This window comes from Methylobacterium sp. J-076, from assembly GCF_022829405.1.
In the GTDB taxonomy this organism is placed as follows: Bacteria; Pseudomonadota; Alphaproteobacteria; order Rhizobiales; family Beijerinckiaceae; genus Methylobacterium.
Genome location: NZ_JAKSXW010000144.1, coordinates 1 through 21321, shown reverse-complemented (window position 1 = coordinate 21321; position 21321 = coordinate 1). Strand labels below are relative to the sequence as shown.

The window sequence follows — 21321 nt, the reverse complement described above, 5'->3', positions numbered from 1 at the left end:
CCATAGCCGCCCGGATACGACGGTCGGGTTTCCGGACGCGGGGACAGGACGATGGCGATCACACGGCGGATCTGGCTCGCGGCGGCCCTGGCCGCACTCCCGCTTGCCCCTGCGGCGCCCGCGCGGGCGGCCGAGCCGGTGGTGGTCTTCGCCGCCGCGAGCCTCAAGAACGCCCTGGACGACGTCTCCGCCGCCTGGACCCAGCAGGCCGGCAAGACCACCCGCATCGCCTATGCGGGCTCCAACGCCCTGGCCAAGCAGATCGAGGCGGGGGCGCCGGCCGACCTGTTCATCTCCGCCGACGAGGCGTGGATGGATTACGCCGAGAAGGCCGGGGGCCTCCGGCCGGGCAGCCGATTCGACCTCCTCCGCAACGCCCTCGTGCTGATCGCCCCAGCCTCCGGCACGGCGGGGGCGGACCCGCAGATCGCCCTCGCCCCGGATCTCGGCTCGGTCCTGTCCAAGGCGTTGGCGGGGGGCAAGCTCGCCATGGCGAACACGCAGGCGGTGCCGGCGGGCAAGTACGGCCGGGCGGCGCTGGAGAAGCTCGGCGGCTGGGACGCGGTGAAGGGGCAGGTGGCCGAGGCCGAGAACGTGCGCGCCGCGCTGCTCCTCGTCGCCCGGGGCGAGGCGCCGCTGGGCATCGTCTACGCCACCGACGCCGCCGCCGACCCGAAGGTGAGGGTGGTGGCGACCTTCCCCTCCGACAGCCATCCGCCCATCGTCTACCCGGCCGCCCTGACGAAGGACTCGGCCAACCCCGATGCCGACGCGTTCCTCGCCTTCCTGAAGGGCGCGCCCGCCCGGGCCGCGTTCGAGCGGCAGGGCTTCACGGTGATCGGCGCCCCCGGCCATGGCCATTGAGGGAAGAGTGCGGCGGGACTCCCCCTCCACAGCCTCCTTCGGGGCCGCGTCGCGGCACCTCGGGATGAGGTCGGTGAGGGGACAGGCGGAACGGTGATGGCGGTGACATTCCTCCGATGATCTTGGGCCTCGGCACGGAGGAATGGCAGGCCGTCCGGCTCAGCCTGCTGGTGGCGGCGACGGCGACCCTCGCCTCCCTGCCCCTCGGGCTCGGGGTGGCGTGGCTGCTGGCCCGGCGCCGCTTCCCCGGCCGGGCGCTCCTCGACGGGCTCGTCCACCTGCCGCTGATCCTGCCGCCGGTGGTGACCGGCTACCTGCTGCTCCTCGCCTTCGGCCGCCGGGGGGTCCTCGGGGCGCCGCTGGCCGAGGTCGGCATCGTCTTCGCCTTCCGCTGGACCGGGGCGGCGCTGGCCTGCGCGGTGATGGGATTTCCCCTGATGGTGAGGGCGATGCGCCTGTCCTTCGAGGCGGTGGACCGGCGCCTGGAGGAGGCCGCCGGGACCCTCGGCGCCCCGCCCGTCCTCGTCTTCCTCACCGTGACCCTGCCGCTGAGCCTGCCGGGCTGCCTCGCGGGGGCGGTGCTGGCCTTCGCCAAGGCGATGGGCGAGTTCGGCGCGACGATCACCTTCGTCTCGAACATCCCCGGCCAGACCCAGACCCTGCCCTCGGCGATCTACACCCTCACGCAGGTGCCGGGCGGGGAGGGGGCGGCCCTGCGGCTCACCCTCGTCTCGGTGGCCCTGTCGATCACGGCGCTCCTCGTCTCCGAGGCGCTCGCCGCCAGGGCCGGCCGGCGGCTGGGGGCGGGATGACGCGCCCGCCCGCCATCACGGTGGACGTGTCCCTCCGGCGGGGGGATTTCGCCCTGGAGGCGGCCTTCGCCGCCGGGCCGGGGCTCACCGCCCTGTTCGGGCGCTCGGGCTCGGGCAAGACCACGCTGATCGACCTGATCGCCGGCCTCGCCACCCCCGACCGGGGGCGGATCGCCGTGTCGGGCCACGTCCTCGTGGACCGGGGGGCGGGGATCGCCCTGCCGCCGCACCGCCGCCGGGTCGGGGTGGTGTTCCAGGATGCCCGGCTGTTCCCGCATCTCAGCGTCGCCCGGAACCTCGCCTACGGCCGGGTCTTCGCCCGCCTGCCCCACGACGCGGCGGAGTTCGCCGCGGTGACGGGGATGCTCGGGATCGCGCCGCTCCTCGCCCGCCGGCCGGCGGGGCTGTCGGGGGGCGAGCGCCAGCGCGTCGCCATCGGCCGGGCGCTCCTGGCGCGGCCCCACCTGCTGCTGATGGACGAGCCGCTGGCCGCCCTCGACGAGGCGCGCAAGGCCGAGATCCTCCCCTATATCGAGCGCCTGCGCGACGAGGCGGGGGTGCCCATCGTCTATGTCAGCCATTCCGTGGCGGAGGTGGCCCGCCTCGCCGCCACGATCGTCGTGCTCGATGCCGGCCGCGTCGCGGCGACCGGCCCCGCGGAGGAGATCCTGCGCCGGGCCGACCTGATCCCCCTCCACGGGGAGCCGGGGGCCCTCCTCGCCATGGTGGTGGAGGGGCGCGACCCGCGAACCGGCCTCACCCGCCTCACCGGGCAGGCCGGCACCCTGCTGGTGCCGGACCTCGCCCGGCCGCCCGGCGCGAGCGTGCGCGTGCGCATCCCCGCCCGGGACGTGCTGGTGGCCACGGCGATGCCCCAGGGCCTCTCCGCCCGCAACGCCCTGCCGGGGCGGGTGGCGGCCTTGGCGCCTGCCGGGACCGGCGTGCTGGTCGAGATCGATTGCGGGGGCGCGCTGCTGACCGCCCGCCTGACCGAGGCCGCGGTGCGCGACCTCGGCCTCGTGCCGGGCCGGGAGGTGGTGGCGATCATCAAGAGCGCCGCCTTCGACCCGGCCGGCTTCGGGACGGGGCGCCCGACCATCGCGATCTGAGCGGCGACAGGGCAGCGCTTCCGACAGGACCAGGGGCCATGGCGATGCGGCCACCGATGGCCCACCCCGTCATTGCGAGGCGGAGCCGAAGCAATCCAGGGCGCGACGGGTCCGGACAAGGGAGTGCCGGCTGGGTTGCTTCGCTGTCGCTCGCAATGACGGGGTCGGGTCTGGCCCCGCCCGGATGATGTCAGCCGATCTGCGTCAGCAGGGTGAGGGCGCCGAAGATCAGCACCGCCGCAACGGACACACCGAGCAAGATCAGGCTCGCCCGCGATTCCTGGATGTCGGACGGCATCGCGTCTCCCCCCTTTGGTCTTGCCCACCGGCCCCTGTCCCGCTTACGCGGCGGTGCGGCGCTCCACTATCCGCGCCAGGAAGGCGCTGCCGATGGGGATGATCGAATCCTCGAAATTGTAGGCGGCGTTGTGCAGCCCCGGCCCCGGCCCGGCCCCGAGCCAGACATAGGCGCCGGGCACCCGCATCGTCATGTCGGCGAAATCCTCGCTGCCCATGCGCGGGGTGGCGTGCGGATCGACGTTCTCGGCGCCCAGCAGTTCGGTGGCGACCTCGGTCGCGGCGGCGGCTTGGTCCGGGGCGTTCTCCAGCACCGAGAACACGTCCCGCAGGTCCACCTCGATCTCGGCGCCGTAGGCGGCGGCGAAGCCCGCCGCCAGCTCGCGGATCCGGGTGCCGGCGAGGGTGCGGACCCCCGCATCGAAGGTCCGCACCGTGCCGGCCATGTGCGCCGTCTCGGGGATGACGTTGTAGGCCGAGCCCGCCGCGATCCGGGTGATCGAGAGCACGATCGACTTCAGCGGGTCGGCGTTGCGCGAGACGATGGATTGCAGCGCCTGGGCGAGGCCGGTGGCGACGATGATCGGATCGTTGCCCCGGTGGGGCTGCGCCGCGTGGATGCCCCGGCCGCGGATGCGGATGTCGAAGAAGTCCGCTGCCGCCATGATCGGGCCGGGGCAGAGCTTGATCTGCCCGTGCCGGCCCCCCGGCTGGTTGTGCAGGCCGTAGATCTCGTCGCACGGAAACCGCTCGAACAGCCCGTCCTTCAGCATGGCGCGGGCGCCGCCGAGGCCCTCCTCCGCGGGCTGGAAGATGAACACCGCCGTGCCGTCGAAATTCCGGGTCTCGGCGAGGTAGCGCGCCGCGCCGACGAGCATCGTCGTGTGCCCGTCATGCCCGCAGGCGTGCATCTTGCCGGGGATCGTCGAGCGGTAGGGGAGGTTGGTCTCCTCCTCGATGGGCAGGGCGTCCATGTCGGCGCGCAGGCCGATCCGGCGGCCGCTGTCGGTGCGGCCCTTGAGCAGCCCGACGACCCCCGTGCCGCCGATTCCGCGATGGACCTCGCAGCCGAACCCTTCGAGCAGCTCGGCCACGATGCCGGAGGTGCGCACCTCCTCGAAGCCGATCTCGGGATGGGCGTGCAGGTCCCGCCGGAGGGCGGTGAGGTCGTCGGAGAAGCCCTGGATGCGCGCGATCGGGTTCATGAATCCTGCTCGTCGGGGGTGCCGCGCCGGAACGGGGTGAGGGTGTCGAGGACGTCCACCGCTTCGGCGACGTGGGCACGCTCACGCTGCAAGTAATCGGCCACCGCCCGCCGCAGCGACGGGTCGGCGATGTCGTGGGCGGAGTGCATCAGCACCGGGCGGTAGCCCCGGGCGAGCTTGTGCTCCCCCTGCGCCCCCGCCTCGACCCGCTTGAGGCCGTGCGTGATCGCGAACTCGATCGCTTGGTAGTAGCAGACCTCGAAATGCAGGAACGGGTGGTCCTCGACGCAGCCCCAGTTGCGCCCGTAGAGCGCCGTGTCGCCGATCATGTTGATGGCGCCCGCGACGTAGCGCCCCTCGCGCTTGGCCATGATCAGCAGGACCCGGTCCGCCATCCGCTCGGTGAGCAGGGAGAAGAACCTTCGGTTCAGGTAGGGGCGGCCCCACTTGCGCGAGCCGGTGTCCGTATAGAACGCGTAGAAGGCGTCCCAGACCGCCTCGGTCAGGTCCGCGCCGGTGAGGTGCTCGATGGTGATGCCCGGCGCGAGGGCATCCCGGCGCTCCCGGCGGATGGTCTTGCGCTTGCGCGAGGCGAGGGCGTTCAGGAAGTCGTCGAAGGTGGCGTAGCCGTCGTTCTCCCAGTGGAACTGCTGGTCGGTGCGCTGGAGGAAGCCCGCCGCCCCGGCCCGCGCCCACTCGGCCTCGCGCATGAAGGTGACGTGGATCGAGGACGCCTCCGTCTCCCCCCGCAGGGCCCGCAGCCCCGCCACGAGGGCGGCCGTCGCCTCGTTCGGGTCGGCGCCGGGGGCGATGAGGAAACGCGGCCCGGTCACGGGGGTGAAGGGCACGCTGACCTGCAGCTTCGGGTAGTAGTTGCCCCCGGCGCGCTCGAAGGCGTCGGCCCAGCCGTGGTCGAACACGTACTCGCCCTGGCTGTGGGATTTCAGGTAGCAGGGGGCCGCGCCGAGCAGCGTGCCGGCCCGCTCGACCAGCACGTGCACCGGCAGCCAGCCGGTGCGGCGCGAGACGCAGCCCGAATCCTCCAGGGAGGAGAGGAAGGCGTGGGTGACGAACGGGTTGTAGGTCTCGTCCCCGTCCGCCAGCGTCTCCGGCGAGAGGGCGCAGGCATCCCAGGCCTGCGCGCCGATCTCCTTGAGCCCGGGGAGCGCCCTCACCGTGAGGGCGGTGGCGTCCGGCGGCGGCGCGGAGGCTTGCTTCATCCCCCCAGTCTAGCGGCCGGCGGGGGCGGGGCAAGCGGCGGATCGCTGCAGGAGCGGTCAGGGGTGCTCAATCGACCGGGAACAGGATCGCGTCGATGTTCCGCGCCCCGGACAGCACACGCAGGACCTCGATGTGCGAAGCGGCCTCATCGATCCGGTAGAAGATCAGGTGATGGCCGTAAGGGCGTCGGCGGATGCCGAGGGCTTCCCTCCCGGGCAGGAGCGGGAAGCCCCGGGGCGTGTCGGCCAGGGCGGTGCAGCGGGCTTCCAGCGCGGCGACGAAGGTCGCGGCGCGCTTCGGGTCGTCCTGCCCGATGAACGTGCCGATGGCGATGAGGTCGTCGATGGCCGCCTCGGTGAGGACGACCCTCACGCAGACGGGTCCTCATCGGTGAGGCCGAGGGCGGCCCGGACCCGGGCGAACGCCTCGCCGGCCGGGACGAGGCGCCCGGCCTCGGCGTCGGCGACGCCCGCGGCGAGGGCGGCGTCCACGCGCCGCATCCTGGCGTCCCGGTCGTGTTCGGCGAGGTAGCGCGTCCGGACCAGCTCGCGGATGTACTCGCTCGGCGTGGCGAAGACGCCCTCGCTGACTTTGTCACGGACGAACCGCTCCAGTTCGCCGGTGAGGGTAACGGTCATCTGCCCGCGCGGTGTCGGCATGGCGGCCTCCTCGGTCCATCATGCCACACAGTGAAAATCACTGTCCAACACTGCGGCGCCGGAAAGGGCCTGCCCGCGGCGTCAGGGCATGGCGCGTCCCCGGATCGTGTCGCCTCCCCCGCGAGGACGGGAGGGGTGCCGACGTCCCGGCCGGCCCCCTCAGGGCACGAACCCCTCGAACACCATCTGGTCCGCGTGCGCCCCGGCGGCGGCCCGCTGCTCGGGGGTGCGCACCGTCCAGGCCATGACCGGCAGCCCCGCCAGCACCCGGCACAGGTGGGTCGGCGCGCAGGGCAGGTCGTCCACCCGCCAGGACAGGAAGTCGGGCCGCGTCTCCTCGACGTGCAGCAGGTCGCGCAGGCTGCGGCGGCGGCTGTCGGTCATGCCCGCGTAGACCGGGTCGTCCTGGCGGGTCTCGGCGACGATGCCCCGGGGGACCGTCGCGGGCACGCGCTCGCGCAGGGCGGCGACGATCTGCGGGTCGAAGGATTTCAGCGCCACCGGCCCGGCCCAGGCGGCGGCGATTTCGGCGGTGCGGAGGGCGAGGCGCAGGTCGCCGTCGTAGGCGGACTTGATCTCGACGATCACCGGCACGGTGCCGGCCACGGCGGCCAGGAAGTCCGGCAGGGTCGGGATCCGTTCCGTCGAGCCGGCCACCGTGAGCCCGCCGAGTTCGGCCGCGCTCCGGGACGAGACCGGATCCGCGACCCCCGTCAGCCGGCCCAAGCCCGGATCGTGGAACACCATCGCCTCGCCGTCGGCGCTGAGCTGCACGTCGCACTCGATGGCGAAGCCCCCCGCCACCGCCGCGCGGGCGGCGGCCAGGGTGTTCTCCGGGCGGCCAGCCGCGCGGTCGTGCAGGCCGCGATGGGCGATCGGCCGCGCGGTGAGCCAGCCGGGCGCCGCCATCACCGGACCTCGAACATCGCCTCGACCTCGACGGCGGCGTCGAGGGGCAGTTCCGCCACGCCCACGGTGGAGCGGGCATGGCGCCCGAGGTCGCCCAGCACCTCGACCATCAGGTCCGAGGCGCCGTTCATCACCCCGGCCACCGCCGAGAAGCCCGGGGCGCTGTTGATGAAGCCGCCGAGGCGCACGCACTGCTCCACCGCCCGGTCGAGGTCGCCCACGGCGGCTTCGAGCTGGGCCAGGACGTTGAGGGCGCAGAGCCGGGCGGCCGCCTTGCCGGCCTCGGGGGAGACGGCGCCGCCGACCTTGCCGGTATGCGCGGGGGCGATCTTGCCGTCGGCGCCGAAGCAGACCTGCCCCGAGATCACCACCAGGTTCCCCACCCGCACGAAGGGCACATAGTTCGCCACCGGCGCCGCCGCCTTCGGCAGGGTGAGCCCCAGGGCTGCCAGACGTTCCTTGACCGAGCTCATTGGCGATGCCTCCACCTTGCGAGTCGCGGGGGTTCTGGAGCATGCCGGACCAAGCCCGCGCAAGGGGAGGGCGCGCGTTGCCGACAGGCTTCCCGCCTCCCGTCTCCCCGCGCGACCGCACCGGACGCCGCGCGTGACCGCACGGGACTCCGCGTGCGAACGCACCCTGCCGCGCGCGCGGCACAAGGCTTGCGCGATTGACAGCGCCGACCCGATTCATAGTAATCGCGCGCGTGCCGCCCGGTGATCGAGGCGGCACTTTCATTTGGTACCACCGAGCCCTCGCGCGACGGAGACCGGATCGTGACATCCGCCCTTCTGCCGAACTACGCCCGTGCCCCGCTCGCCTTCGCCCGCGGCGAAGGCGCATGGCTCGTCGCGGAGGACGGGCAGCGATACCTCGATTTCGGCGCGGGTGTCGCGGTGAACGCCCTGGGCCACGCCCATCCCCACCTCGTGGCCGCCCTCACGGAGCAGGCGGGCAAGGTCTGGCACGTCTCGAACCTCTACCAGATCCCCGAAGGCGAGCGCCTGGGCCGGCGCTTCGTGGAGGCGACCTTCGCGGAGGTGGCGTTCTTCTGCAACTCGGGGGCGGAGGCCAACGAGGCGGCGATCAAGATCGCGCGGAAGTACCATGCGGCCGGCGGCCATCCCGAGCGCTACCGGATCGTGACCTTCGAGGGCGCCTTCCACGGGCGGACGCTCGCCACCCTCGCGGCCGGCGGCCAGCAGAAGTACATCGACGGCTTCGGCCCCAAGGTCGATGGGTTCGACCAGGTGCCCACCGGCGATGTCGCCGCCCTGGAGGCGGCCATCGGCCCCGAGACCGCGGCCCTGATGATCGAGCCCGTGCAGGGCGAGGGGGGCGTGCGCGTCATCCCCCCCGCCGAGCTGCGCCGCCTGCGGGAGATCTGCGACCGGCACGGCCTGCTCCTCATCATGGACGAGGTGCAGACCGGCATGGGCCGCACCGGCAAGCTGTTCGCCTACGAGTGGTCGGGCATCGCGCCCGACATCCTCAGCGCGGCCAAGGGCATCGGCGGCGGCTTCCCGCTGGGCGCCTGCCTCACCACGAAGGAGGCGGCCCGGGGCATGGTCGCGGGCAGCCACGGCTCCACCTTCGGCGGCAACCCGCTGGCCATGGCGGTCGGCAACGCCGTGCTCGACGTGATCCTGTCGGAGGGCTTCCTCGACCGCGTCGCCCATACCGGCCTCGTGCTGAAGCAGAAGCTCGCCGCCCTGCGCGACCGTCACCCGCAGGTGATCGAGGACGTCCGCGGCGAGGGGCTGCTGGTCGGCCTGAAGCTCAGCGTGCCCAACACCGAATTCGCCGCGGCGGCACGGGAGGCCCACCTCCTCGTGATCCCGGCCGGCGACAACGTCGTGCGGCTGATTCCGCCGCTGATCGTCACCGAGTCGGACGTCGATGAGGCGGTCCGGCGGCTCGATGCCGCCGCGTCCGGGTTCGAGGCGCTGCGCGGGGCGGCCGAATAGGGCGTCGCCGGAAAGTCCATCACGATGACCACGCACCTGAACGGCCGGGCGACCGCCCCGGCCAGGCCCGGCGGAGCCGCCGCGCCCCGCCACTTCCTCGATCTCTCGGATTTCTCCGGGGGCGAGATCCGCCGCATGCTCGAGTCCAGCGCCGCCATGAAGGCCGTGCGCCGGAAGGGCGAGCGTGCGGCCGAGCGGCCCCTCGTCGGCAAGACCCTGGCGATGGTGTTCGACCGGCCCTCCACCCGCACCCGGGTCTCGTTCGACGTGGCGATGCGCGAGCTCGGCGGCGAGACGCTGATGCTCACCGGCTCGGAGATGCAGCTCGGCCGGGGCGAGACCATCGGCGACACGGCCCAGGTCCTGTCCCGCTTCGTGGACGCGATCATGATCCGCATCCTCGACCACGGGCAGATGCTGGAACTGGCCGAATACGCCACCGTGCCGGTGATCAACGCCCTCACCAAGCACTCGCATCCCTGCCAGATCATGGCGGACGTGCTGACCTTCGAGGAGCACCGCGGGCCGATCACGGGCCGCACCGTCGCGTGGTCGGGGGACGCCAACAACGTGCTGGCGAGCTGGGTCCACGCCGCCGCCCGGCTCGACTTCACCCTCAACGTCGCGAGCCCGCCGGAGCTGGCGCCGCCCTCGTCCCTCATCGCCTGGGCCAAGCGCGAGGGGGCGCGGCTGAACGTCACCACCGACGCCCGGGCGGCGGTGGACGGGGCGGATGCCGTGGTCACCGATTGCTGGGTCTCCATGGGCGACGACGACGAGAGCCACCGGCACAACCTGCTCTCGCCCTACCGGGTGGATGCGGCGCTGATGGCGGCGGCCAAGCCCGATGCGATCTTCATGCATTGCCTGCCCGCCCACCGGGGCGAGGAGGTGACCGCCGAGGTGATGGACGGGCCGCAATCGGTGGTGTTCGACGAGGCCGAGAACCGCCTGCATGCCCAGAAGGGCATCCTCGCCTGGTGCCTCCAGGCGGCCGGGGCCTGAGACGCGGTTGTCGAAAGGACCGGGCCCTTTCGCTTAGGTGGGGCAGGGGCCGCTCTCCGGGGGCGACGCCCCCGGGCCCGACCGAAGGGCCGCGCCCTTTGGAAACCCCGTTCCCGGAATACCATATGACGGGTCGGAGAACGGAGAGGCCATGACCGCGGGAACCGACACCATCGACATCGACGACGCCGTGCTGCCCTTCGCCGTCGAGGCCCTCGACGTGCGCGGGCGGGTGGTGCGCCTCGGCCCCTCCATCGACACGATCCTGCGCCGCCACGGCTATCCCGATTCCGTGGCCCGGCTGCTGGGCGAGGCGGCGGCGCTCACGGTGCTCCTCGGCGCGTCCCTGAAGTTCGAGGGCCGGTTCCAGCTCCAGACCAAGACCGACGGCCCGGTCGAGATGATCGTGGTGGATTTCGAGGCCCCCGACCGCCTGCGCGCCACCGCGCGGTTCGACGCCGAGCGGGTCGCGGCCCTGGGCACCGCCCCGGTCCGCGATGCGGACCTGATCGGCAACGGCCACCTCGCCATGACCATCGACCAGGGCAGCGCGGCGAGCCGCTATCAGGGCGTGGTGCCGATGGAGGGCCAGGGCCTGGAGGAGGCGGCCCACCAGTATTTCCGCCAATCCGAGCAGATCCCGACCGTGGTCCGCCTCGCCGTCGCCGAGGCGGTGGAGGGCGAGGCCGGGCGCTGGCGGGCGGGCGGGCTGATCGTGCAGTTCCTGCCCCAGTCCATCGATCGGGCGCGGCTGGCCGACCTGCCCCCCGGCGACATCCCCGAGGGCCACGCCCATCTCGGCGCCGACGCGCCGGAGGACGATTCCTGGGTGGAGGCGCGCTCCCTCGCCGCGACCATCGAGGACCACGAGCTCATCGATCCCAACGTGTCGAGCGAGCGGCTGCTCTACCGGCTGTTCCACGAGCGCGGGGTGCGGGTGTTCGACCGGCAGCCGGTGCGCGAGACCTGCCGCTGTTCCCGGGAGCGGGTGATGGGCATGATCCGCTCCTTCGGGCCGGACGAGCGCCGGGACATGGTCGCCGACGACGGGCGCATCGTCATCACCTGCGAGTTCTGCTCCCGCCGCTACGACCTCGACCCCCAAGAGGTCGAGATGGAGATCGGCGAGGGGCGGGTTCAGTAGACCAGCCGCGCCGGGTCGCCGACCGGTCATCCCACCCTCTTCCTCATCCTGAGGTGCGGCGGCGGCCGCCTCGCAGGAGGGCTCCAGCCAGCCCCGCGATCCCTGGACCCCTCCTTCGAGGCCCGCTCCCGCGGGCACCTCAGGATGAGGGGGATGGGGGGAGGGGCGTGAGCGAAACCGCCTCGACGTCCTCTTATGCGAGCGCTTCCGTCATCGCGGGCGATGAGCGAAGCCATCCGGTCGGCGCCGTCCCATCCGGACGGGTCGCGCCCTGGATTGCTTCGGCTCCGCCTCGCAATGACGGCAGAGGCGTCGGAGCGGCGAAAAAACCCCTTACGTCTTCAGCACCGGCTCGGCGATGTCGCCGCTGCCCCGCGAGGCGAGGTAGTCGGGCTGGAACAGGCACATCCGCACCGCGTCCCGGTAGCGGCCGTTCATGAAGAACTCGTCCTTCAGCACGCCCTCCGGCATGAAGCCGCAGCTCTCGTAGATCCGCACCGCCCGCTGGTTCTCCCGGTCCACGTGCAGGTACAGCTTGTGGATGTTGAGCACGCTGAACGCGTAATCCATGACGATCTTCGTGGAGCGCCACGCGTAGCCCCGCCCCTGGTAGGACGGGTGGATGGCGATCTGGAACTCGCAGCGGCGGTGGAGATGGTTGATCTCCACCAGCTCGATCAGGCCCGCCGGCTCGCCGTCCGGCGCGGCGACGATGAAGCGCCGCTCGGTCTGGTTGTGGATGTTGCGCTCGTAGAGCTGCTGCAGTTCGGCGAAGGACTCGTAGGCCTCCTCGAACCAGTAGCGCATGATGCTGTCGTTGTTGTTGAGCTGGTGGACGAAGCGCAGGTCCTCCCGCTCCAGCGGCCGCAGCTTTACATGCTCGGACATCCGCACATTCATGCCGCGCACTCCGCGATCAGGCGGCGGATGAACCGTTCTCCGTCCGCGAGGGCTTCCAGGGTGATGAATTCATCGGGCTGGTGGGCCTGGGCGATGTCGCCGGGGCCGCAGACGACGGTGGGGATGCCCGCCGCCTGGAAGCGCCCCGCCTCCGTGGCGAAGGGCATCGCCACCGTGCGGTTGCGCCCGGCGAGCCGGAGGGCGAGGCGCTCGGCCTCCGAGCCGGGATCGGGCGCGAGGCCTGGGATATCGACCTCCTCCAGGGTGTCGATCCGCCCGAACGCGCCGTAGCGGTTCAGCCGGAGGGCGGTCACCTCCGCGACGGCCCCGGCGAACAGGCGCGGGATCTCGCCGGGGTCGAGGTCGGGCAGGCCGCGGTACTCCCAGTGGAACCGGCATTCCCGGGCGAGGATGTTGCGGGCCGTCCCGCCCCGGATCGTCCCGACATGGATCGTGGTGGCCGGCGGGTCGAACCGGCCGGACGCGTCGCCGCGCTCGATCATCCGGTCGGCGATGCGGTTGAGGGAGGCGACGAGGTCGCAGGCCGCCGAGACCGCGTTGGCGCCAAGCTCGGGCCTGGAGGAATGCGCCTCGCGGCCGTGCACGGTGGTCAGGCAGGTGACGATGCTCTTGTGCGCGTCCGCCACGTCGAGGCCGGTCGGCTCGCCGACGATGCAGGCGCCGGGCCGGGGCAGGTCCTCCCCGAACCGGGCGATGGCGTCCATGGAGCCGAGGCAGGTGGTCTCCTCGTCGTAGGACAGGAGGAGATGGATCGGCCGGGTCAGCCCGGCGGCCAGCATGTCCGGCACCAGGGCGAGGGCGAGGGCACAGAAGCCCTTCATGTCCACCGCGCCGCGGCCGTAGGCGCGGCCCCCCTCCACCCGCAGGCGGAACGGGTCCGAGGTCCAGGGCGGGCCGGTCACGGGCACCACGTCGGTGTGGCCCGAGAGGACGACGCCCCCGTCGCCCGCCGGCCCGAGGGTCGCGAACAGGGCCACCTTGTCGCCGGCCGCGTTCGGAAACCGCCGGGTGGGGACGCCCCATCCGTCGAGATAGGCGCCGACCATGTCGATCAGCGCGGTGTTGGACGTGTCGCTCTCGGTGTCGAAGGCGACGAGGCGCGCCAGCATCTCGAGCGGGGACAGCCGCTCGCCGTTCACAGGCATGATCCCTCCGGGGCACGCCCGGCTCACGCGCTCCTCACCGGGTGGTGGCCGCCCTCAATGGAGGCTGCGGCGGACGTGCGGGCTGTCGAGGGAGAAGGCGGGGATCTCCGCCTCGAAGCTCTCGCCGGCCACGGTCGCCATCGTGTAGCTGCCGGCCATCAGCCCGTCGGGAGTCGTGAGCGGGCAGCCGCTGGTGTAGCAGAAGGACTCGCCGGGCTCCAGAACCGGCTGCTTGCCGACGACGCCGACGCCGCGCACCTCCTGGCACGCGCCGCGCCCGTCGATGATGCGCCAGTGGCGCGACCGCAGCTGTACCTGCTCCTCGCCGTTGTTCACGATCTCGACCGTGTAGGCGAAGAAGTAGCGGCTCTCGTTGGGGGAGGATTCCTCCTCCACGAAACGCGGTTGGACGGTCACGCTAATCCCGCGCGTCTCGGACCTGTACATTGCCTGACATGGCCCCCGGAGACTGTACGACTCACCGGTGCCGGCCTTCGCCGCACCGCATCGACGGTCGTAGTTGGCGCATGAATCGCCGTCAATTGCGGCGGATTACGTCGCGCTGCGGGGCGGCCCCGGCGTGGCCCCGCCCGACCCGGGGCATTAAACCGGTCTTAGGTGCCTGTGGCGGACAAGGGATGGCGCGGGCGGCCTTCGCGCGACGGGAGCGGGGCGATGCGGGCGGGCGAGACGACGAAGGCGGAGGGCATCCTGCCGGCTCAGGCGATCGCCGCCCTGGCCGGCGCGGGCGGCATCCGCCCCGCCACCCCCTTCGCCCCGGACCAGATCCAGCCGGCGAGCCTCGACCTGCGGCTGGGTGCCCGGGCCTACCGGGTCCGCACCAGCTTCCTGCCCGGCGCCTCGCGCACGGTGGAGGGCTGCGTGGAGCGCCTGTCCCTGCACGCCATCGACCTGCGGCCGGGCGCCGTGCTGGAGACGGGCTGCGTCTACATCGCCGAGCTGCAGGAGACCCTGGCCCTGCCGGCCGACCTCGCGGCCAGCGCGAACCCGAAGAGCTCCACCGGCCGCATCGACGTGTTCACCCGCGTCATCACCGACCGGGCCGAGGCGTTCGACCAGGTCGGGGCCGGCTATGCCGGGCCGCTCTACGCGGAGATCTCCCCGCGCACCTTCCCGGTCCTGGTGCGCACCGGCTCGCGCCTGTCGCAGATCCGCTTCCGCCGGGGCCAGCCGCGCCTGAACGAGGCGGAGATGGCCGCGCTCCACGCCAGGACGCCCCTCGTGAACGTCGCCGCGCCCTCGCTGCAGGGCGGGGTGGCCGTCTCCGTGGACCTCTCCGGCTTCGACGGGCTGATCGGCTACCGGGCCAAGCGGCATACCGGCCTCGTCGATGTCGATGCGCCGGGCCGCCACCGCACGGACGCCTTCTGGGAGCGCCTGCCCTCGGACGGCAGCGCCAGCCTGATCCTCGACCCCGGCCAGTTCTACATCCTGGCCTCGAAGGAGGCGGTGCAGGTGCCGCCGGACCACGCCGCGGAGATGGTGCCGTTCGACCCCCTGGTGGGCGAGTTCCGGGTCCATTACGCGGGCTTCTTCGACCCCGGCTTCGGCCACGCCAAGGCCGGCGGCACGGGGGCGCGGGCGGTGCTCGAAGTGCGCTCCCGGGACGTGCCGTTCCTGCTGGAGGACGGCCAGATCGTCGGCCGCCTCGTCTACGAGCGCATGAGCGAGGAGCCGGCGACCCTCTACGGCGCCGGGGCGGGCTCGAACTATCAGGCGCAGGGGCTGAAGCTGTCGAAGCACTTCGTCTGAGGGGCGGCCCCTACGCCTTCGCCACGGCCCGCTCGAAGGACCGGGCGAGGGCCATGTCGAGCTTGCCCTCCATGCCGCGCAGGATGCGGAACGCCTCGAGGGGCGGCATCGGCGCCCGGTAGGGGCGGCGCTCGGCCAGGGCCGCGTAGATGTCGCAGACGGTGATCATGCGGACGATGTCGGGGATCGCGTCGCCGGAGAGGCGGTCCGGGTAGCCGGTCCCGTCGAGCAGCTCGTGGTGGTGCCGGACCACGGCCAGGATCGACGCGTCGAACCCGCCGGCCTCCACCAGGATCGCGTGCCCCAGGGCCGCATGGGTCCGCATCACGGTGCGTTCGGCCGGTTCGAGGGGCCCGGCCTTGTTCAGGATCTCCAGGGGGATGAGCGCCTTGCCGACGTCGTGGACCAGGGCGGCGCGCACCACCTGCTCCCGGTCGCGCAGGCTGAAGCCGAGGTCGATGGCGAAGGTCGCCGCCAAGCCCGCCACCAGCAGGCAGTGCTGGTAGGTGGCGTCGTCGTAGGCGCGCACCGTGTCGAGCCACGCCCCGAGCCCCGCCTCGCCGACGGCGCCGAGGATCGGGTCGAGGCCGTGCTCCACCAGCATCGGATCGACGGTGCCCGTGAGCCGCGCCGCGTCGAGGAGCCCGGCGAGCACCGCCCCGGCCCGGTCGGCGGCCTGGGCGATCCCCGTCCCCCATCCGGACCCGGCCGGGCGGAGGGGCACCGCTTCGGGGACCGGGCGCGTCAGGTGCGTGCGCATGGCCTCCGCGACCGCCCCGGCGGCCGTGTCGGGGGGCAGGCACAGGCTCGCGCCGAGGCTGCGGGCGGTGGCGAGGCTGCGCGCGCCCGTGTCGCGCATCAGGAACAGCCGCGGCAGGCGCGGCGCCTCGGCGATCAGGGCGCGCAGCCCGCGCAGGAGGGACGGCTGGAGCAGGTCGACATCGGCGACGAAGCCGATGCAGTCCCCGGCCGGCACCACCGCCGCCGCGTCGCGCGGGTGGCAGGGGGCGACGGCGTCGAGCGCCCGCAGGAGGCCCTCTCGCTGCGCCGGGCGGTCGGTGAACAGGACGAGCGTGCCCGGTCGCATCGGTCTCTTCGGGGTCGGCCGGCCACGACGGTCGCGCGCAGCCGACGGCCTGGCCTGCCTCGCGACGGGGCGACGCTAGCACGCCGACCTTGACGGAGTGTAGCGGGGAATCCCCCCCGTCCCGCCCCAACTCCCCGGCGGGGGGCTGCGCAGCAGGAGGAGGGGAGGGGTCGAGCCCTACCCCGCCGCCGCCTCGTCCAGCAGCCATGCCACCCGTTGCCCCTTCACCCGCCCGGCCGGCAGGTCCTCCCCGGCGGCGAGGCGGGCCAGGGGCGCGCGCTTGCCCTCGCCGGTGACGAGGAACAGGACGTGCCGCGCGGAGGCGAGCGCCGGCACGGTCAGGCTGATGCGCGGCACGAAGGGGGCGAGCCCCGCCTCCGGCACCGGGGCGACGAGGGCGGCGGCCTCGTCGGAGGCGGGCTTGCCGGGGAAGAGCGAGGCCGTGTGCCCATCCTCCCCGAGGCCGAGCAGCACGAGGTCGAAGAGCGGCCGGGCCGGGTCGAGGGTTTCGGCGCCGTAGAAGTCGAGGAGCGTGCGGGCGTAGGCCCGTGCTCCGGCCTCGATGCCCTCGTCGGAGGGGATGAAGTGGAGGTGGGTCGGCGGGATCGCGCTGCCGTGGCCGAAGGCCTCGCGGACCATGCGGACGTTGCTCTGCGCGTCGTCCCACGGCACCGCCCGGTCGTCGCCGAAGAACCAGTGGATGCGCCCCCACGGCACCCGCGCCGCGCAGTCCGCCCCGGCGAGGAGGGCGTAGAGGCGCCGGGGCGTCGAACCGCCGGAGAGGCAGATCGCGATCCGCTCGCGATCCGTCTCGCCGCAGGCGGCGATCAGGCGCTCGGCGGCCTCCCGGGCCACCGCCCCGGCATCGGGCAGGACTTGCGCTCCGGCGGGCCGCGTCACGGTGCGGGCCTCACGCCTTCGGTTCCTGGTGGCCGCCGAAGCCCTTGCGCATGGCCGAGAGCAGCTTGTCGGCGTAGGAGGCGTCCTCCCGCGAGCGGAACCGGCGGTAGAGGGCGGCCGAGAGCACGGTGGCCGGCACGGCCTGCTCGACGGCGGCGTTGATGGTCCAGCGCCCCTCGCCGGAATCCTCCACCCAGCCGGAGAAGTCCGTCAGCTCCTCGTCGCCGGCGAGTGCCTGGGCGGTGAGGTCGAGGAGCCAGGACGAGACCACGCTGCCCCGCCGCCACACCTCGGCGATGTCGCCGAGGTTCAGGTCGAAGCGCCGCTCCGGCGGCAGGTTCTCGGAATCGGCGTGGCGGAGGATGTCGAACCCCTCCGCGTAGGCCTGCATCAGCCCGTACTCGATGCCGTTATGGACCATCTTGACGTAGTGGCCCGCCCCGGTCGGCCCGGCATGGATGTAGCCCTGCTCGGCGCGGGGGTCGCGCCCCTCGCGGCCGGGGGTGCGGGCCACGTCGCCGACGCCCGGCGCCAGGGTGGCGAAGATCGGATCGAGGCGATCGACGGCGTCCTTGTCGCCGCCGATCATCATGCAGTAGCCGCGCTCCAGGCCCCAGACGCCGCCCGAGGTGCCGACATCGACGTAGTGGATGCCCTTCTCCTTCAGGGCGAGGCCCCGGCGGACGTCGTCGCCGTAGAAGGAGTTGCCGCCGTCGATGATGCAGTCGTCCGCCTGCATCAGCTGGCCCAGGGCCTGCACCGTCTCCTCGGTGATCGGCCCGGCCGGGAGCATCACCCAGGCGGCGCGGGGACTCTCCAGCTTGGACACGAGGTCCTCGACGCTCGAGGCGCCGACGGCCCCCTCCTTCACCAGGGCCTCGACGGCCTCCGTGTTCCTGTCGAACACCACCGCCGTGTGCCCGTCCCGCAGCAGCCGGCGGACGATGTTGCCGCCCATCCGGCCGAGGCCGATCATGCCGAGTTGCATCGTCTTGGGCTCCGAACTGTTCCCCCTCAAGGGAGATCGTTGCGAGATTGATCCAACTCTCGTCCTCATCCTGAGGTGCCTGCGTCAGCAGGCCTCGAAGGAGGGCTCCCGAAGCCTCCGCGATCCCTGGAGCCCTCCTTCGAGGCGGCATTCGCCGCACCGCAGGATGAGGATGCAGGCGGGATCGGCCGCCTGCATCCTCCCGCCGCCCCTCAGGCGACCGCCGCCTTCAAGGCCGCGGCGATCCGCTTCAGCCCGGCTTCCGTCTGCCCGGCCTTGAGGTGGACCCGCAGCGCCCGGCGCCCGCGCTCGGCGAGCACCGCGAAGTCGCCCCGCGCCTGCGCGGCCACCACCGTGCCGAAGCCCAGCGACCGGCCGGGGATCGGCAGGTCGTCCACCGCGTCGCCGGTGATCTGCACGAAGACGCCGCTGTTCGGCCCGCCCTTGTAGGCTTGCCCCGTCGAGTGGAGGAACCGCGGCCCGAATTCGAGGCAGGTCGCCACCCGCCGGGCGTCCCGCACCGCGAGGCGCCCCTCCTGCAGGATCGCGTGGTGGGCGTCGGTGCGGGGCAGGTAGGCGAGCAGGGCGACGTAATCCCCCGTCCGCACCCTGGCGAGATGCGCCTTCACCGCCGTCTCCAGCCCGTCCCGGGCCTGGGGCAGGGCCTCGGCATTCGCCGCGTCGGCGTAGAGGGCCAGCGTGTCGTCCTCGAACAGGGGCGTCTCGGGGGGGAGGGCGCCGCTCCTCTCGGCCTCGTCGAAGAGCTTCTTCGTCTCGATCTTGCTCGCCTCGACATCGGGCTGGTCGAACGGGTTGATGCCGAGCACGGCGCCGGCCACCGCCGTGGCGATCTCCAGGCGGTAGAATTCCTGCGGGAGCTGCTCCACCCCGTCGAGGCCGATCCGCACGATCGGGTGGCCGTCCTTCTCGAGGGCCGAGAGGGCGGCGTCCTGGGCGGCGTCGGCCTGGGAATCGAGGCGCAGGTACAGGAAGAACCGGTCGTGCCCGTAGACCGCCGGGACGCCGGCCGGCTCGCCGTCCACGGGGATCAGGCCCTTGCCGACCTTGCCGGTGGATTCCGCGATCAGCTGCTCGGCCCAGGCGCCGACGCTCCCGATGCCGGGGGAGGCGACCACCGTCACCTTGTCCCGGCCCTTGAGCCCGGCGACACCCATGGCGGTGCCGAGGACGACCCCGGGGTTCTGCGCCGGGGGCACCGCCGGCCCGCAGGAGCGGACCATGATCCGGGCGCGCTCGAGCACGTCCTTCACGTCGAGGCCCATCGCCGCCGCCGGCACCAAGCCGAAGGCCGAGAGCACCGAGTAGCGCCCGCCGATCTGCTTCACGCCGTAGAAGATCTTCTTGAAGTTCTGGGCCTGCGCCGCCTTCTCCATGGCGGAGCCGGGGTCGGTCACCGCCACGAAGCGGTCGCCCACCTTGTCGCCGACGGCCTGCTTCACCCGGTCGTAGAAGTAGTCGCGGAAGACGTTGGGCTCCAGCGTCGAGCCGGACTTCGACGAGACGATGAACAGGGTCCGGGCGAGGTCGATCTCCGCCTCGACGGCGCGGACCTCGTCGGGATGGGTCGAATCGAGGATGCGCAGCGCCGGGAAGCCCGGCCTCTGGCCGTAGGTGAGGCTCAACACCTCCGGGCCGAGGCTGGAGCCGCCCATGCCGAGCACGACGGCATGGGTGAAGCCCTCGGCCTTCACCCACTCGGAGAAGGCGGCGTAGTCGGCGGCCTTCGCGAGCTCCTCCTCGACGATGTGCAGCCAGCCGAGCCAGCTCGCCTCGTCGGCGCCGGTCCAGACGCTGGCGTCGCGGGCCCAGAGGCGGCGGATCGCGCCGCTGGCCCGCCAGGATTCCAGCGCCTTCTTCGCGTCGGCGGCGAGGGCGTCGTCCAGGGCGAGGGCCTGCGGGTCGAGGCGGGCGCCGAGCAGGGCGAGGCGCTTGCTCGCCACGGCCCCGAGCAGGTTGTCGGCGGCGTCGATGAAGAGCTGCACGCCCTCCTCGACCAGTTGGCGGGCCACGGCCTCGATCTCGATGCCGGCCCGGGCGAGGCGGGCCATCACCGCCTCGGCGCCGGGCACGTCCTCTTCGATGGTCGGGCGCACCTCGCCGTGGTCGCGGAAGGCGGCCATCGTGGCGGGGGGCATGGTGTTGACGGTGTTCGGGCCGATCAGCTCCTCGACGTAGAGCACGTCGGAATAGGCCTTGTTCTTGGTGCCGGTGGAGGCCCAGAGCAGGCGCTGCGCCTTGGCGCCTTTCGCGTCGAGCGCCTGCCACTTCGCCTCGGCGAAGATCCGCTTGTAGCGCTGGTAGGCGAGCTTGGCGTTGGCGATGGCCACCTTGCCCTTGAGGCTCCCCAGGGCGATCTTCTCGTCCGGGTCGTTGGCCTGGGCGATCTTCTCGTCCAGCAGCTTGTCGACCAGGCTGTCGATGCGGCTGATGAAGAAGCTCGCCACGCTGGCGATGCGGGAGACGTCGTGCCCCGCCCGGGCGCGGTCGTCGAGCCCGTCGATGAAGGCGCGGGCGACGGCCTCGTAGGCCTCCTGCGAGAACAGCAGGGTGACGTTGATCGAGATGCCCTCGGCGGTGAGCTGCCGGATCGCCGGGATGCCCTCCGGGGTGGCGGGCACCTTCACCATCAGGTTGTCGCGGGAGACCGCCCGGTGCAGGCGCCGCGCCTCGGTGAGGGTCGCCTCGGTGTCGAGGGCGAGGTAGGGGGAGACCTCCAGGCTGACGTAGCCGTCCGCCCCGTCGCTGGCCTCGTAGACCGGGCGCAGCACGTCGGCCGCCGCCTGGATGTCGGCGATGGCGAGCCCTTCGTAGAGGTCGATGACCCGGCTGTCGCCGGTCTCCTGCACCGCCTTCAGGCTGGCATCGTACTCGTCCGAGTGGCCGATCGCCTTCTCGAAGATCGCCGGGTTGGAGGTGACGCCGCGCAGGCCGTCCTCCTCCACGAGCGCCTTCAGCTCACCCTTCTCGATGAAGCCGCGGGCGACGAAGTCGAGCCAGACGGCCTGATCCTGTTGCTCGTGCAGGGCCTTGAGCGCGTTCATGTTCGAGCCTCGCCTGTCAATCGCACCGTCCCGCGAAGGGGCGGTGCGAACTTCCGGTGTTCGTGCCGATCCCGCCCTTCCCCTCATCCCGGGGTGCGGCGGCCGCCGCCTCGGAGGAGGGTTCCAGAGATCGCAGGGCCTTCTGGAGCCCTCCTTCGAGGCCCGCCGAAGCGGGCACCTCAGGATGAGGAGGCAGGGTGGGACGGGTGTCGCGACGATTCCCCCGCAGCGGGCGGGGGGATGTCTTCAATGC

Annotated in this window: 20 protein-coding genes; 7 read left to right on the top strand and 13 right to left on the bottom strand. The window is 72.6% G+C overall.

Translation table 11 applies throughout. The features are described from left to right. Positions 1–51 precede the first annotated feature (51 nt). The 3 genes from modA (at position 52) to modC (ending at position 2785) form a co-directional block, all read left to right on the top strand. Entirely contained in the window at positions 52–864 is an 813-nt protein-coding gene (modA, locus tag MKK53_RS20740) for a molybdate ABC transporter substrate-binding protein (protein ID WP_243930662.1), read from the top strand. Between the two features lie 116 nt (positions 865–980). After that, on the top strand, positions 981–1676 hold the full coding sequence (gene modB / locus MKK53_RS20735; protein WP_243930661.1) for a molybdate ABC transporter permease subunit: 696 nt from the start codon (positions 981–983) through the stop codon (positions 1674–1676). Further along, positions 1673–2785 carry a molybdenum ABC transporter ATP-binding protein gene (gene modC, locus MKK53_RS20730; RefSeq protein WP_243930660.1) on the top strand — a complete coding sequence of 371 codons (1113 nt, stop codon included), beginning with the start codon at positions 1673–1675 and terminating at the stop codon, positions 2783–2785. Before modB ends, modC begins: the two co-directional genes overlap by 4 nt. A gap of 341 nt (positions 2786–3126) precedes the next feature. Here the strand turns inward: modC and MKK53_RS20725 are convergent, their stop codons facing one another. From MKK53_RS20725 to MKK53_RS20700, 6 genes are all read right to left on the bottom strand, one after another. Then, the gene (locus MKK53_RS20725; protein WP_243930659.1) at positions 3127–4287 is read right to left on the bottom strand and encodes a M20 aminoacylase family protein; all 1161 of its coding nucleotides are present in this window, start codon (positions 4285–4287) and stop codon (positions 3127–3129) included. Further along, positions 4284–5507: a GNAT family N-acetyltransferase gene (locus MKK53_RS20720; RefSeq protein WP_243930658.1), complete on the bottom strand. Its 1224-nt coding sequence runs from the start codon at positions 5505–5507 to the stop codon at positions 4284–4286. The genes MKK53_RS20725 and MKK53_RS20720 overlap by 4 nt, the downstream gene beginning before the upstream one ends. A 67-nt stretch (positions 5508–5574) precedes the next feature. Further along, positions 5575–5880 (bottom strand): type II toxin-antitoxin system RelE/ParE family toxin, encoded by a 306-nt coding sequence (locus MKK53_RS20715; RefSeq protein ID WP_243930657.1) that lies wholly within the window; start codon positions 5878–5880, stop codon positions 5575–5577. Then, positions 5877–6167 (bottom strand): type II toxin-antitoxin system ParD family antitoxin, encoded by a 291-nt coding sequence (locus MKK53_RS20710; protein ID WP_243930656.1) that lies wholly within the window; start codon positions 6165–6167, stop codon positions 5877–5879. The genes MKK53_RS20715 and MKK53_RS20710 overlap by 4 nt, the downstream gene beginning before the upstream one ends. Before the next feature lie 159 nt (positions 6168–6326). Further along, positions 6327–7076 carry a glycerophosphodiester phosphodiesterase family protein gene (locus MKK53_RS20705; protein WP_243930655.1) on the bottom strand — a complete coding sequence of 250 codons (750 nt, stop codon included), beginning with the start codon at positions 7074–7076 and terminating at the stop codon, positions 6327–6329. Further along, positions 7076–7549: a RidA family protein gene (locus MKK53_RS20700; protein ID WP_243930654.1), complete on the bottom strand. Its 474-nt coding sequence runs from the start codon at positions 7547–7549 to the stop codon at positions 7076–7078. The genes MKK53_RS20705 and MKK53_RS20700 overlap by 1 nt, the downstream gene beginning before the upstream one ends. A 303-nt stretch (positions 7550–7852) precedes the next feature. Between MKK53_RS20700 and MKK53_RS20695 the strand changes: the two genes are divergently transcribed. From MKK53_RS20695 to MKK53_RS20685, 3 genes are all read left to right on the top strand, one after another. Further along, the gene (locus MKK53_RS20695; RefSeq protein WP_243930653.1) at positions 7853–9043 is read left to right on the top strand and encodes an aspartate aminotransferase family protein; all 1191 of its coding nucleotides are present in this window, start codon (positions 7853–7855) and stop codon (positions 9041–9043) included. A 24-nt stretch (positions 9044–9067) separates the two neighbouring features. Continuing rightward, positions 9068–10048, top strand: coding sequence for an ornithine carbamoyltransferase (argF, locus tag MKK53_RS20690; RefSeq protein WP_243930652.1), 981 nt, complete (start codon positions 9068–9070; stop codon positions 10046–10048). Positions 10049–10199: 151 nt separating this feature from the next. Further along, entirely contained in the window at positions 10200–11192 is a 993-nt protein-coding gene (locus tag MKK53_RS20685) for an Hsp33 family molecular chaperone (RefSeq protein WP_243930651.1), read from the top strand. Between the two features lie 333 nt (positions 11193–11525). Here the strand turns inward: MKK53_RS20685 and speG are convergent, their stop codons facing one another. Genes speG through apaG form a run of 3 tightly spaced genes read right to left on the bottom strand, consistent with a single transcriptional unit; the run spans position 11526 to position 13705 of the window. Beyond that, entirely contained in the window at positions 11526–12080 is a 555-nt protein-coding gene (gene speG / locus MKK53_RS20680; RefSeq protein ID WP_243930650.1) for a spermidine N1-acetyltransferase, read from the bottom strand. 8 nt (positions 12081–12088) lie between these two features. Further along, positions 12089–13258 carry an acetylornithine deacetylase gene (gene argE, locus MKK53_RS20675; protein ID WP_243930649.1) on the bottom strand — a complete coding sequence of 390 codons (1170 nt, stop codon included), beginning with the start codon at positions 13256–13258 and terminating at the stop codon, positions 12089–12091. Between the two features lie 54 nt (positions 13259–13312). Beyond that, positions 13313–13705 (bottom strand): Co2+/Mg2+ efflux protein ApaG, encoded by a 393-nt coding sequence (apaG, locus tag MKK53_RS20670; RefSeq protein ID WP_243930648.1) that lies wholly within the window; start codon positions 13703–13705, stop codon positions 13313–13315. 228 nt (positions 13706–13933) lie between these two features. On the opposite strand from apaG, the gene MKK53_RS20665 reads away from it, so the two are divergent. Further along, complete coding sequence (locus tag MKK53_RS20665) at positions 13934–15031, top strand: 2'-deoxycytidine 5'-triphosphate deaminase (protein WP_243930647.1); 1098 nt, start codon at positions 13934–13936, stop codon at positions 15029–15031. A gap of 10 nt (positions 15032–15041) precedes the next feature. Here MKK53_RS20665 and MKK53_RS20660 read toward each other — a convergent pair whose 3' ends face one another. From MKK53_RS20660 to MKK53_RS20645, 4 genes are all read right to left on the bottom strand, one after another. Further along, positions 15042–16118, bottom strand: a complete 1077-nt coding sequence (locus MKK53_RS20660) for an HD-GYP domain-containing protein (RefSeq protein ID WP_243930646.1) — start codon at positions 16116–16118, stop codon at positions 15042–15044. A gap of 177 nt (positions 16119–16295) precedes the next feature. Next, entirely contained in the window at positions 16296–17018 is a 723-nt protein-coding gene (gene pgl, locus MKK53_RS20655) for a 6-phosphogluconolactonase (RefSeq protein ID WP_243930645.1), read from the bottom strand. Between the two features lie 10 nt (positions 17019–17028). Further along, a complete protein-coding gene (gene gnd / locus MKK53_RS20650) occupies positions 17029–18006 on the bottom strand; it encodes a phosphogluconate dehydrogenase (NAD(+)-dependent, decarboxylating) (protein WP_243930644.1) in 978 nt (325 codons plus the stop codon). A gap of 212 nt (positions 18007–18218) precedes the next feature. Then, on the bottom strand, positions 18219–21068 hold the full coding sequence (locus MKK53_RS20645) for a bifunctional transaldolase/phosoglucose isomerase (RefSeq protein ID WP_243930643.1): 2850 nt from the start codon (positions 21066–21068) through the stop codon (positions 18219–18221). Between the last annotated feature and the right edge of the window lie 253 nt (positions 21069–21321).